The sequence below is a fragment of the Marinobacter sp. NSM genome (genome assembly GCF_052380025.1).
Classification (GTDB): Bacteria; Pseudomonadota; Gammaproteobacteria; order Pseudomonadales; family Oleiphilaceae; genus Marinobacter.
Genome location: NZ_JBQTCK010000003.1, coordinates 516,942 through 530,111 on the forward strand (window position 1 = coordinate 516,942; position 13,170 = coordinate 530,111).

10 protein-coding genes are annotated in these 13,170 nt (G+C 60.1%); 4 read left to right on the plus strand and 6 right to left on the minus strand.

Annotated features, from left to right (window positions below):
* Positions 1-43: 43 nt before the first annotated feature.
* Positions 44-1,492: an NAD-dependent succinate-semialdehyde dehydrogenase gene (locus ACTZWX_RS10025; protein WP_152439312.1), complete on the minus strand. Its 1,449-nt coding sequence runs from the start codon at positions 1,490-1,492 to the stop codon at positions 44-46.
* Between the two features lie 195 nt (positions 1,493-1,687).
* Between ACTZWX_RS10025 and ACTZWX_RS10030 the strand changes: the two genes are divergently transcribed.
* Positions 1,688-2,701, plus strand: a complete 1,014-nt coding sequence (locus ACTZWX_RS10030) for a histone deacetylase family protein (RefSeq protein WP_444713800.1) — start codon at positions 1,688-1,690, stop codon at positions 2,699-2,701.
* A gap of 1 nt (position 2,702) precedes the next feature.
* Here ACTZWX_RS10030 and thiI read toward each other — a convergent pair whose 3' ends face one another.
* Positions 2,703-4,157: a tRNA uracil 4-sulfurtransferase ThiI gene (thiI, locus tag ACTZWX_RS10035; RefSeq protein ID WP_444713801.1), complete on the minus strand. Its 1,455-nt coding sequence runs from the start codon at positions 4,155-4,157 to the stop codon at positions 2,703-2,705.
* A gap of 121 nt (positions 4,158-4,278) precedes the next feature.
* Between thiI and ppnN the strand changes: the two genes are divergently transcribed.
* Positions 4,279-5,661, plus strand: a complete 1,383-nt coding sequence (gene ppnN, locus ACTZWX_RS10040; RefSeq protein ID WP_444713802.1) for a nucleotide 5'-monophosphate nucleosidase PpnN — start codon at positions 4,279-4,281, stop codon at positions 5,659-5,661.
* Between the two features lie 27 nt (positions 5,662-5,688).
* On the opposite strand, the gene ACTZWX_RS10045 is transcribed toward ppnN, so the two are convergent.
* Positions 5,689-6,024, minus strand: a complete 336-nt coding sequence (locus ACTZWX_RS10045) for a c-type cytochrome (RefSeq protein WP_444713803.1) — start codon at positions 6,022-6,024, stop codon at positions 5,689-5,691.
* A 225-nt stretch (positions 6,025-6,249) separates the two neighbouring features.
* Between ACTZWX_RS10045 and ACTZWX_RS10050 the strand changes: the two genes are divergently transcribed.
* Positions 6,250-7,353, plus strand: a complete 1,104-nt coding sequence (locus ACTZWX_RS10050) for an enoyl-CoA hydratase/isomerase family protein (protein ID WP_444713804.1) — start codon at positions 6,250-6,252, stop codon at positions 7,351-7,353.
* Positions 7,354-7,362: 9 nt separating this feature from the next.
* Here ACTZWX_RS10050 and ACTZWX_RS10055 read toward each other — a convergent pair whose 3' ends face one another.
* From ACTZWX_RS10055 to ACTZWX_RS10065, 3 genes are all read right to left on the minus strand, one after another.
* On the minus strand, positions 7,363-7,950 hold the full coding sequence (locus ACTZWX_RS10055) for an ankyrin repeat domain-containing protein (protein WP_058091580.1): 588 nt from the start codon (positions 7,948-7,950) through the stop codon (positions 7,363-7,365).
* A 70-nt stretch (positions 7,951-8,020) separates the two neighbouring features.
* Positions 8,021-10,165 carry a tRNA(Met) cytidine acetyltransferase TmcA gene (locus ACTZWX_RS10060; RefSeq protein WP_444713805.1) on the minus strand — a complete coding sequence of 715 codons (2,145 nt, stop codon included), beginning with the start codon at positions 10,163-10,165 and terminating at the stop codon, positions 8,021-8,023.
* Positions 10,166-10,543: a DUF2237 family protein gene (locus tag ACTZWX_RS10065; protein ID WP_354447841.1), complete on the minus strand. Its 378-nt coding sequence runs from the start codon at positions 10,541-10,543 to the stop codon at positions 10,166-10,168.
* A 190-nt stretch (positions 10,544-10,733) separates the two neighbouring features.
* On the opposite strand from ACTZWX_RS10065, the gene ACTZWX_RS10070 reads away from it, so the two are divergent.
* Complete coding sequence (locus ACTZWX_RS10070; RefSeq protein ID WP_444713806.1) at positions 10,734-13,061, plus strand: ATP-dependent helicase; 2,328 nt, start codon at positions 10,734-10,736, stop codon at positions 13,059-13,061.
* Positions 13,062-13,170 lie beyond the last annotated feature (109 nt).

Sequence of the window (13,170 nt, forward strand, 5' to 3'; positions counted from 1 at the left end):
AGGCGAGCCGAGGCTCGCCTTTTTGCTGTTGTGAGGCCCGTGATCAGAAACCTCTGGGCACCGTCTGCGCTTCCACAAACTCGAACAGGCCTTCCAGACCACCTTCACGGCCAATACCGGAGGCTTTCATGCCACCGAAAGGCGCTTCCGGCGTGGGGCCAGTTCCAGTGTTCCAGCCAACGTGGCCAAAGCGCAGGCCAGCGGCGACCCGCTGGGCACGCTCGGCATCGGCGGTGAACACGTAGGACGCCAGGCCGAACTCGGTGTCATTACCGGCATCAATGACTTCTTCCTCAGTGCGGAACAGAGCCATGGGCACCAGCGGGCCGAAGGTTTCCTCCTGATAACAACACATCTCACGATTTACGCCCAATACCACTGTGGGTGGGAAAAACAGACCCTTGCCCAACTCCGCCGGCTGCTTGCCGGCCACCAGTTTGCCGCCTTTCTCCAGGGCATCTTCGAGGTGGCGTTTGACCTTGTCGAAACCGGCCTGGTTAACCAGCGGGCCAATGTCGACGCCGTCTTTCATGCCATCGCCAACGGTCATCTTGTTGACCCGTTCAGCCAGCTTCTGGCCAAACTCCTCCGCCACCTTTTCGTGCACGAAAATCCGGTTGGCACACACACAGGTCTGGCCACCACCACGGAATTTGTTGGCGATCAGGTTGTCGGCGGCAGCGTCCAGGTCGGCGTCATCAAAGACGATGAACGGTGCATTACCGCCCAACTCCAGCGCCAGTTTTTTCACCTGCTCCGCTGTATCGAGAATCAACCGGCGCCCCACTTCGGTGGAACCGGTAAAGCTGAGCATCGGCACGTCTTTGTGCTCGCACAGCACCTTGCCGATCATGCTGGCCTTGCCCATGACCAGATTGACCATGCCATCCGGTAACCCGAGCTTGTCCATCACGCTGAAGAAGGCCACCATCGTCAGCGGCGTTTCACTGGCCGGCTTGATCACAGACGGGCAGCCGGCCGCCAGGGCAGCCGAGAGCTTTTTGGCTATCATGCCAATGGGAAAATTCCAGGGCACGATCAGGCCGGTCACACCAACAGGCCGGTAATGAACGGTCCAGGTGCAATCCTTGGGCTTCTCCGGGATGGTATGGGCATCCAGGGCGTTGACGTGTTTGGCGCAGTAATCGAAGAAACCCGCAGCGTAGTCCACTTCGCCCTGGGCTTCCTTCAACGGCTTGCCGTGCTCCATGCACAGGATTCGGCCAATTTCTTCGCGATGCTCTTTTAAACCATCGCGAATGTCTTCCAGCCACTTGCGCCGGGTTTCGATGGGCCAGGGGTTGGTGAGCCGGAGCGCAGACTTGCCTGCTTCGACGGCATCCAGCACATCCTGCTCTGACATGGACGGCACTTTGGCAACCACTTCGCCGGTGGCTGGATTGAACACATCAAAGGTGTTACCGCCGGCACTGTCGGTCCAGCGCCCACCGATGTAGCCTGTCAGGTTTTTCAGCAGTGGTGACTCGATCATTTCGGCTCCTCTTCAATAACCTGGGTGCGCCCGAGTGCGACGTGGCGCGGGTGTATTGGGACGTCTTCCATAGTGGATGCTGATCGCCGGCCTGTAAAGGCGGCGCACAAAAAACGCCCCAGGCGATTCGTTGACCCCTCAGTGTCACTGCCTATACTCGGAAGAGTATTTCCAGACTCCCGAGGAGGCGGTTCAATGAAGGCATTTTTTCATCCGGCGCAGGATCTGCATATTCCCAAAACGTATTTCACGCGCGGCCAGATGCGCCAGCCTCAGGAGGTTCCAGACCGCACCAGCCAGATGCTCGAGGGGCTCAAGGCCATGGGAATCCCGGTTCTGCAACCGGCGGATCAGGGCGCAGCGCCCATTTCGAAGGTGCACGACCTGGGCTATCTTCGTTTCCTGGAGTCGGCCCATCGTCGCTGGATGGAGAACGAGGACTGGGGCGATGAGGTGATGTCCAATATCTTCGTGCGTTCCCCAAACGCCATGCGCGGCATACTGGCCGAGGCCGCCTGCTATCTGGCGGACGGCAGTTGCCCGATTGGCGAGAACACCTGGAAAGCAGCTTACTGGTCAGCCCAGACTGCCCTGGGAGCAGCAGATGCCCTGATCGCCGGGGAACGCACATCCTATGCCGTGTGTCGCCCACCGGGCCACCATGCCCGCAAAGACGCAGCCGGGGGCTTCTGTTATCTGAACAACGCGGCCATCGCCGCCGAGCACATGAAAAACCGGTTCCCACGCACTGTCATCCTGGATACCGACATGCACCACGGCCAGGGCATACAGGAGATTTTCTACGACCGCAGCGACGTGCTGTACATCTCCATTCATGGCGATCCCACCAACTTTTATCCGGTGGTCAGTGGTTTCGAGGATGAACGGGGTGAGGGCGACGGCTACGGTTACAACATCAATATACCGATGCCCCACGGCGCCAGCGAAGACGATTTCTTTGCCAAGGTTGAAGAGGCCCTGGCCGCAATCCGGCTGTACCAGCCGGATGTGCTGATCCTGACCCTCGGCTTTGATATCTACAAGAACGACCCCCAGGCGAAGGTGTCGGTGTCCTCTGAAGGCTTCTGCCGACTGAGCACCCACATACGCCAGCTGGGGCTGCCAACACTGGTGGTGCAGGAAGGCGGGTATGACCTGGACGCCCTCAGCGAGAACGTCCAGCAATTCTTTAAAGGCCTGGCGGGTTGAGTCAGGCGGCAGGCTTGTAAACCTTAACATTGCCGTGCCCTTCTGACTTCAGGTGACCGGCGTGCATCCGGCTCATGGTGCCCCGGTCACAGTACAGCAGGTACCGGCGGTTGGCCGGCAGAACAGAAATCTGCTGGTTCAGTTCGTAGAACGGGATTTTCAGGATCTCGTTGTTGGTCAGTGTCAGTGGTGAACGCTCTTCCTCTGACGGGTGTCGCACGTCGATGATCACGTCTTCCACCGCAGGGGTCTGCACCAGCTCCACCTCTTCCGGGGTGGTGATGGTGTCCAGCAACTGGCTGACCATGGTGCCCTGCTGATTGACAATCGCCTGCGCCAGCACCTCCGGGTTCATGTTGGCTTCTTCTTCCTCGATCCGGTGCAGCTTGGCACGGGTCACCGGCTTGCTGGAAATAACCCCGCAGTACTCCGGCATGGTCCGGGCGAAGGGCTCGGTGCCGATCTCTTTGGCAATGCGGATAATCTCCTGCTTGTCCATGGCAATCAGCGGGCGTAACACCACCTCGTCACTGGCGCGGTCCACCACGTTCAGGTTGGTCAGGGTCTGGCTCGATACCTGGGCGACGGCATCGCCCATCACCAGACCGGTCGCAGTGTAGTCCCGGGCAATTTCCGCCGCGGCTTTGAGCATCTGGCGCTTCAGTACCACACCCCAATGCCGGTGATTCACTGACCGCATGATCTCGGCCACCACACCTTCAAAAGGTACCGAAATAAACTTCACGCCATGGGAGGCCCCATACCGCTGCCAAAGGTAATGCACCACTTGGCGCACACCCACTTCGTGGGCGGTGCCGCCCAGGTTGAAGAACAGAAAGTGGCTGCGAATGCCCCGGCGCATCATCAGGTAGGCCGCAACGGAAGAGTCATAGCCGCCAGATACCAGAGTCATTACCGTTTCCACGGTACCCAGCGGGTACCCCCCCAGGCCTTCGTGGCGGCGATGGGCAATGTGGAACTGCTCCTCGTTGAGCTCGATGCGCACTTCGAGGTCCGGATTCATCAGGTCAACGCCCCGGGCATCGGAAGCCTGGAGCAATGCGGCACCCACCGAGCGTTCAAGGTCAATGGAGCGGAACGAATGGCTGCCTTGGCGCCGCGCCCGCACCGCAAAGGTCTTGCCCGCAAGGCGCTCAGCGTAGGCCTGAACCGCCTTTTCGCCGATGTCATCCATGTCGACAAAGGGGAAAACGCCGATTTCCTGAATGGTGGAAATGCCCGGTATACGGGTCAGTTCATCAATCACCGTGCCGGCCAGGCTGCGGCCATCGGGAACCTCCACATCCACCCTGTCCCAACTGCCGTCCACCCGAATCTCAGGGTCCAGCCGGGACAGCAACTTACGAATATTCTGCCGCAACTGGCGCATTTGCTGCTGGCGAACGGGTTTACTCTTGATGGCCACTTCCGGGGCGGGACGAATGAGCAGTTTCATAAAAAAGACTTTGATCGGAATAACGTCGGGTAGCGTAATAAGCAGAAACGCCTTAGTGTACCCTTTTGCCAGAGCGGCTCAAAATCCGTCATTGCCGAAACCATCAGGAGCTCCATCAACGATGACCGAATCCACCATGAATGCCCTGGTTTCCCCGGAGGGCAGCCTCGAAATACTCTCCAACCACGAGGTCAACCGGCTCAAGGACAAGAGCGAGGGTGGCTTGTACCGTCTGTTCCGCCAGTGCGCCCTGGCCGTGCTCAACACCGGCGTTGAAACCGACGACTGTAAGGAACTGATGGAGGCCCACGCCGATTTTGATGTTCGCCTGGTGCCCCAGCCCCGAGGCCTGAAACTGGAGCTGATCAACGCCCCCAGCCACGCCTTCGTGGATGGCGAAATGCTGCGGGCAATCCGTGAACATCTGTTTTCAGTGTTGCGGGACATCGTATATAGCCATTCCATCCCCAACACCGTCGCAGGTTTCCGCCGGGACAACCCGGAAGATATTACCAACCTGGTGTTCCACATCCTGCGCAACGCCCGGGTGCTGCAGGCCGGTCGCCAGCCAGATCTGGTAGTGTGCTGGGGTGGCCACTCCATCAGCCACGATGAGTACCAGTACAGCAAAGACGTGGGCCATCAACTCGGCCTGCGCGGGCTCAGCATCTGTACCGGCTGTGGGCCTGGTGCCATGAAGGGGCCGATGAAGGGGGCCACCATCGGCCACGCCAAACAACGGGTGAAGAACGGCCGCTACATCGGCATTACCGAACCGGGCATTATCGGCGCCGAAGCCCCAAACCCAATCGTGAACGAGCTGGTGATCATGCCAGACATTGAAAAACGCCTGGAGGCCTTTGTCCGCTGCGGCCACGGCGTGATCGTGTTCCCGGGTGGCGTAGGTACTGCGGAAGAAATTCTGTACCTGCTGGGCATCCTGCTACACCCGGATAACGCCGACCTGCCCTTCCCGGTTGTCTTCACCGGGCGCAAGGAGAATGCCGAGTATTTCGAGATGATCGACAAGTTCATCCGCAACGCACTGGGTGATGAGGCGGCCAACAAATACGAGATCATCATTGATGACCCGGCCCGGGTGGCACAAACCATGAAGCAGGGCATGAAAGACGTGGAAACCTTCCGGCGCGCCATGCAGGATGCCTATTACTTCAACTGGATGCTGAAGATCGATCCGGTGTTCCAGTTACCGTTTGAACCGAATCACGACAACATGCGAGCATTGGAACTGCACAGGGACCAACCGGTGCACCTGTTGGCGGCAAATCTGCGCAAGGCCTTCAGCGGAATTGTGGCGGGGAACGTCAAAGAGAGTGGTATCCGGCAGATCCAGGAGAAGGGTCCGTTTGAGATCGCCGGTGATCCGACGCTGATCCGGCCCCTGGAGGCCATGCTGGAGCAGTTTGTTGAGCAGAACCGGATGAAACTGCCAGGTACGTCGGCCTATCGGCCCTGCTACCGGATTGTCAGTGGTGCGGCCTGAGCCGCACCACTTTCACAGCAAGAGGTCTTACTTGCCGCCGTCAGCTGGCAGGCTGGCGTAGTAGGCTGCCAGGTTGGCGATGTCGTCATCGCTCAGGCCAGCGGCCTGGCCTTGCATGACAGCCGCCTGGCCACCCTGGCGCTGGCCATTCTTATAGGCCTTCATGGAAGACACGAGATACTGTTCTTTCTGGCCGGCCAGGTTCGGGTACATCGGGATCTGGGAGATACCATTTTGCCCGTGGCAGGCGGCGCAGACTGCAGCTTTGGCTTTGCCAGCAGCGGCATCGCCCGCAACAGCCGCAAACGGAGCGGCTGCGCCCAGCGCAAACAGACCAGCAACTGCGAAGTGCTTCAGATTCATTGTGTTCACCCTCTCATCGTTTTAACGTTCACTTACCGGCGATGATGCCGGACAGTAATTCAGGTTTCATTTATAGCACAGGCGGCCCCTGCCTCAAATGTGATAGATCAAGGACATTCGTGCGACCATGGTCCCCTTTTACTCTCGAACCGGGTAAGGGACAGTACGAACAAACCGCTAACTGCGACCTGTAACAGAACAATGTGATTGCCGGAGAGACACTTCATGCCCGTAGAGGTTCAGGAACTCCCTTGCCGGGAAGGCCATATTGGCCTGCTGACACTGAATGCGCCCGACACCCTGAATGCACTGACCGAAGAGATGATTGTTCAGGCTCAGGAGGCCCTGGACACCTGGGCCGAGGACGATCGAATCTGCCTGGTGGTGCTGCGAGGAGCCGGTGAACGGGCGTTCTGTGCCGGTGGAAATATCCGCAATCTTTACGATGCACTGAATGGGCAGGGTGACACAGAGGCCCCGGCCCGGTTCTTTACCCGTGAATACCGCCTGGATTACAGCGTTCACCGCTTCCCCAAGCCGGTGATTGGCCTGGCACATGGCATTGTCATGGGGGGCGGACTGGGCCTACTGTCGGCCTGCCGTTACCGCCTGGTAACCCCGGATGTCACCCTGGCCATGCCCGAGATCGGCATCGGGTTGTTCCCCGACGTTGGTGCCAGCTGGTTTCTGAACCGCCTGCCGGGTCGGTTGGGTCTGTTCATGGGGCTGACCGGGGCTCGGCTCAACGTCAGCGATGCACTTCGGGTGGGCCTGGCCGACCTGGTTATCGAGCCCGCACAAGCGAACGATTTGCTCTCACGCCTACAGGACGAACGCTGGACCGGTGAGGCGGCGGCCGACGACAACCGCCTGTTCCGGCTGCTCAACCAGTTGGAAGCCCTGGACTATCGCAGCCTGGCGGCCGGCCACCTGGAGCAGCACGAACAGACCATTGCACGCCTGAGTGCTGGAGACGATCTGCCAACCGTGGTGGATCAACTGCTGTCTGCCGACAACGAAGACCCCTGGTGGCAGGCTTGCCAGCGAACCTTAAGAGATGGTTGTCCGGTCACCGCCTGGCTGGTTTGGCACCAGTTGCGCAAAGGTCAGCAGATGTCCCTGAAGGACGTTTTCCGAATGGAGCTGGCCATCGCACAGGAGTGCACGCGCCGGCCCGATCTGGCCGAGGGTATTCGGGCGTTACTGATCGATAAAGACCGGTCGCCGGACTGGTCTTACCCGTCGGTAGCAGAGGTGCCTGCGGACGTGATCGGACGGCACTTCCAGCCGGAGTGGGATGATACCAACGACCCGATGGGCCTCGACTGACCCGGCTGGCTACCGTGCAGCGCCCGCCTGAACCAGCAACATTTCCAGATCCTGATTGTTGCTGGCCCGGGCCAGGTCCAGGGCGGTGCGACCATCGGCGCTCCGGAAGTGAACATCGGCCCCGGCCGCCAGCAGCATTTCCGCGGTCAGCAAGTCGCCGCTTTCCACCACTTTCATCAACAGGGATTGCCCGTCCTGGCTGACGTTTACATTGGCCCCGGCCGCCAGCAAGGCCCTGACCACCGCCAGGTGGCCGTTTTCCGCGGCGTGAATAACGGCGGTATAACCGCGGGCATCCCGGGCATTCACCTCTGCCCCCGCCGCCAGAAGCAGGCGCACAATCCGGCGATTACCGTTGGCAGAGGCCACCATCAGCGGGCTTTCCCCGGCATCTGCCTGAACATTGGGGCTGACTCCCTGCGACAGCAGGTTGAGCACTGTCCGGTCTTCATCGGCCTTGACCGCTGCCATTAGCTGGCCCGGGTCTCCGGAGATGTCGGCTGCGCCTTTTCCAGCGCCCGTTGACGCGCAGCCGGACAGCATCGCCAATGTGACGGTGACTAACAGAAGAACAACCTTGCCTGCTTCCCTGGCCATAATGAGCAATCTCTTGTGTGATTTTTGCAGCTATTCTGAGCAGCCGATGGCAAGAATTAAATCGAACCGTTCACAACTCGGGCCCGTTTTGCAGAAGTTGACAGGCCAACCCCCGGAGCCGCTGCTCTGCGTCCCGTTGACCGCTGCACAGTAACGCAGCCTGCAGTGCCGCCCAAGACCATCCCTGCAGCACCGCCCGGCACCACAACGGAAAGTCCGGTTGCCGGCTCAGCCAGGCCATCACACCCGGGGCAACGCTCACTGCCTGCAGCATCGGCAGGGCCAGTTCAAACCCTCGAAAACCATGGGCAAAGCTCTGCAAATCCCGCAGATCGTCGTTATCCGCGCCAGCGTTTGGCGGCAAATCCGCGCCCAGGGTGCCCATAAGTATAGGCTCAAGCTGCGACCAGTGGCGAGGAACCAACACCTGCCAGTGGCGGGCAAACCGGGTTCTCAGTTGCGTCTCGAGACTGGCCCCGGCATCGGACAGGCCACGCATCATCTGCACCGGAAACTCGCCGGTGCTTGCTTCCTGGCGCAAACCCAGACGAACCACCCGAAAATCACAAGCCTGCCAGAATCTGACCAACGGATCGTTGCCACCAAAGCTGGTGCCGATCGCGTCCAGGCCCTGCCCGCAGCAAGCTGCGGCGGCAGCATCCACCAGTTGGCGACCTATCCCAAGGTGGCGGGCCTGCTCCACAACTGCAATGCGGACCACTCTCAGGGTTTTCAGGCTGGCGGCTTCCGGGAAGCCACCATGGCTGGCCAGGGATTGTGCCAGCAGGTGGCCCCTTACCCTGCGGCGGCCCTGCACTATCTGCTCGGCCAATCCTGCTTCGATACCGCCTTCAACGGTGCCCCAAAGCACACCCACCGTTTGCCCCCGGTACACTGCGCGCCAGGATTGCGCGCCGGGGTCATCCAGCCATTGCCGCAAGTCTGCGGGCGTTGTCCGGTAGTGAGCATCGACCAGCAGACCGAAGGCCTGTGACAGCTCCTGCTCGCTGGCGCCAGCCGGCACCCAGGGCTGGATATCAACGCCAGCAACCTCCGGCACGGGCTCTACCGCACCCTCTGCGGCCAGCAGAAACAGCCTGAACACCAGCCGTTCCAAAGGATCATCACCAGCCCAGCGTACCGGCTGGTGTAACGGGATTCCTCGCCAGTGAGGCGTTTCCCGGTCGAGAACCTCACGAAACCGGATAGCAAAACCACGCCCGGTGCCTTCATAGCCATGAACCGTGGTGGTAAAAGCCACCCTCGGCCAGCCCAACAGTATGTCGCGTAACCAGTGCGCCGGCAGGCCGGCAGCTTCGTCCACCAGAACCACCTCGGCGGCCGGGCGGGCGGTCAGCAGCTCTGGCAGCGGCATGTAGCTCAAGCGGTGGCCTTCGCGGGTCACAAGAACCGATTCCGACTGTTCAGCCAGTTGATCGCCAAGTTCGAGCACTGCGTGCCTGAACAGGGTATCCACGTTATCCCGGGAAGGGGCCGTCACCAGCACCTGCTCGCGACCGGCCAGGAGCAGACGGGCCGCAGCGATGCCCATGGCGGCAGACTTGCCACGGCCCCGGTCCGCGGTGATCACCAGGGGGCGTCGGCGGCGGCCCTGGCCGAACCGCTCCAGGTGTTGCAGCAGTTGTTGCTGTTCGTCGGTGGTTTGCGGGGTGAAACCGGCAGTATTTGCCGGCAATTCCGGCCAGTTTATCAAGCCTGAGTCGTCTGCCTGTACCCGGATGATGGAGGTATCGCCACTGATCACCATCGCCAGCCTGGCGGCAAATGGATGCGCTTCGGCTTGATCAAGGCCGGTGCGGACATAATCCGGATCGCCATAGTGACGCCACTGATCCAGGGGCGGCACCAGCCAGAACAGTATACCTCCGGCCTGCAGTGTGCCTGCCAGTGCCGCAAAGGCATCGGGCGGGTTTCCTTGCCAGCCGTCCCAGACCAGCAGGCTGGTTTCCCGGCCCAGCCATTGCTGGTAATGGTTGGCCTGAAGGTGTGGCAGGCCCACGGCTTCAGCGTGTTCGGCCCGGCCAACCCACAGGCTGTGGCTGGTGTCCATCCGGGACAGTTGCCGGTGCATCCAGGTGCAGGTGTTTTCCTGCGAGCCTTCCACCAGAATCAGGCGGCGGTGGCCGATGGTCCTGAGCGTGGTTTGCAGGCTTTGCCAGTCTGCGGTCGGATGCTCCCGGCTTGTGTCAGTCATTCAGCTGAGATCCGCGGCATGGGCTTTGAGGTCAGCAAGTTCGCAAGCTTCAAGGGCTCTTTGGTGGGTGGCGCGCAGTTTGACCCGCGGGGCACTGTTGGCTTCGAAGGCTTGCTGCCAGCGGCCGGCGCAGAGGCACCAGCTGTCGCCGGGTTTCAGGCCGGGGAAGCCGAATTCGGGCCTGGGCGTGGAGAGGTCGTTGCCCTGGGCTTTGGAGTATTCGAGGAAGTCGGCGGTGACGATGGCGCAGACGGTGTGGTTGCCCAGGTCATCGGGGCCGGTGTTGCAGCAGCCGTCGCGGTAGAAGCCGGTTTTTGGGCTGTTGCCGCAGGTTTCCAGTTTTTCGCCCAGTACGTTTAGCGATTGCTCAGTTTTCATCTTTCCCCATCTCTTCAGGTTTCGGAGGTGGCAAGGTGTTGGGTAAGCCTTTCAAAACACGCTCCTTCGGCCCATCCCTGGGGCGCTTGGGCTCCGCCATCCCTGGCTCCGCACAGTTTTGAAAGGCTTACCCAACCCCTTGCATTCAACTGGTGAGTAATATTCCCCCATAATCCAATCTTTTACGATTATGCGGGAGCGCTATTCCCGCTACCAGTTGGCCAGTACAATAGCCCGCATGCCTACCAAACCCCAAATCCCGAATACCTCTCACCTGCCCGAGTTTCTCACCGACGAGCAGCGGGCGATTATTACGGCCGGCTATGAGCATGCGGTGATCACCGCTGTGGCGGGCAGTGGCAAGACGTCGACGCTGGCCTGGCGGATTCGGTTTCTGCTGGAGCAAGGGCATGATCCGGACCGGATGCTGGTGTTGATGTTCAATCGCAGTGCCCGGGTGGATTTTGAGCGGAAGCTGCAGGAGGTGTGTGATCGGTCCGGGCTGGCGTTGCCGGAGATTCGGACGTATCACGCCATGGGGCTGCGGTTGTATAAGCGGTTTGTTCGGGAGGGGTATCTGCCGGGGTTTTCGGAGAAGATTCTGACCGAGCAGGAGATTGCGTTTCAGGCCTGGTTGTTGACCCGGCGGTTGGCGCCGGAGGATCTGGCGGATGAGATTCGGCGCAACAAGAAAGAGTTTGTGGAGACGGCCACCGGGTTTATTGATCTGGTGAAGACCGGGTTGTCGCCGGCGGAGGTGGTGTTTGAGGAGTTGGGGTATTCGGACAAGCATCGGTATCTGATCGATTTGTTCCACAGTTTCGAGCAGTGGCGTAAAGGCCAGGGGCGGATCAGTTATGCGGATATGTTGTATGAGCCGGTGATGGCGATACATCAGAACCCGCCTCTGCAGCGTCTGGTGGGTAACAAGATGGATCTGATCCTGGTGGATGAGTACCAGGATACCAATGAGATTCAGCATCTGTTGTTGCGCTACGTGGCCGGTGACCGGGCTCGGGTGACGGTGGTGGGGGATCCGGACCAGACCATTTATGAGTTTCGCGGGGCCAAGCCGGAGTTTATTTTGCGCCGGTTCAGTGATGAGTTTGAGAGCCCGCTGGAGCAGACGCTGAGCTACACCTTCCGGTACGGGCATCAGGTGGCATTGCTGGCCAATCATCTGATTTGCCATAACACCGGGCGTAAGGATGTGATGTGTCATTCGCATCCGTCCACGCCGGCGACCACCGTGGACCTGCATCGAGCGGAGAATGACGGTGACCAGGTGCTGCGCATTCTGCAGCAGCAAGCACCGGGGCAGAACAGTCAGACCGCGATTCTGTTCCGGGTGTGGAGCCAAAGTGTGCCGATTGAGCTGAAGTTGCTGGCCCGGCAGGTGCCTTACCGAATTGACGCCGGTAAGGGGGCACTGTTCAGTCGCGAGGTGCAGGCCATCACCGCCCTGCTGATGGTGGTGACCGGCCGGCTGAAGTTGCTGCCGGATTCCGACCGGCTGGATCTGGCGCGGCTGCTGCTCCGGTTTCCCCATGTTGGCCTGAAAGAGCCTGAACTGGAGAACCTGGCACAGTTCCTGGCAGCGTTTGACGGGGCCTGGCATGAGCGGCTGCTTGAGATGGATTTTGACGCGCTTGCCCCGATGGCGGGCCGCAAACTTCGTAAGCTGGGCGAGGTGCTGGCGCAGCTTGAGCGATATAAGGGTCCGGTCGCGGGGCTGATCAGTGTGTATGCGGAGCACATGGAGCTCTACGAGGGCATTCGCAGCCTGGCGCTGACCCACGACAGTGCCGAGGAGCGCATTGATACCGTGCAGGGCTTCCGGGAGTACCTGAAGGGACTGGATCTGACGGCTGAGGGCGCACTGGATCATCTGAAAGCGCTGAAACAGCAGGCAGGAGAGCAGCAGGGTCACGGGGTGTTGCTGTCCACCATCCATCGCACCAAGGGGCTCGAATGGCCGGTGGTGATTATTCCCGGCCTGCAGGAGAAATACCTGCCCTACAGCCCAAGGCCCCAGGACGATGCCAGGGCTCTACTGGAAAGCGAGCGGCGGCTGCTCTACGTGGCCATGACCCGAACCCGCCAGGCCCTGCATCTGATTACCCGTCCAGCCAGTCAACAACCCCACCTTGAGGGCGATCAGGGCCCCAGCCGGTTTGTGGCCGAGTTGTGCTTTGAGCTGTCCAGGGAACTGGGTGCCGTACTGGAGGGGAACTACCCAAAAGAAACAGGGTCACTGAGCCTTAGCGTCCCGCTTACACCGGTCAGCCTGCGTTATGCAGACCGCGAGGGGATTGTCATTGAAGGCCAGAAGAATGCGCCTCAGGCTGTCACCACGGAACCGGTTTGGCATCATGCGCGTGTTGTCCACGCCATCTTCGGTGCTGGCGACGTGACGTCAGAGGATGAGAGTTCGTTTGAAGTGCGCTTTGCCAATGGCGATACCCTGAACTTCAGCAAGAAGAGCGCTCATCTGTATTTCACGTCGATATCAGATTAAAACGACGCTGTCAGTGAACTGCGTACAATTCCCGACGTACCAACTACTGTCATTTTTTTGTTTTTTTTGGCTTACTGACCTAAATTCCGAGTAATACAGGTGTTTTTCG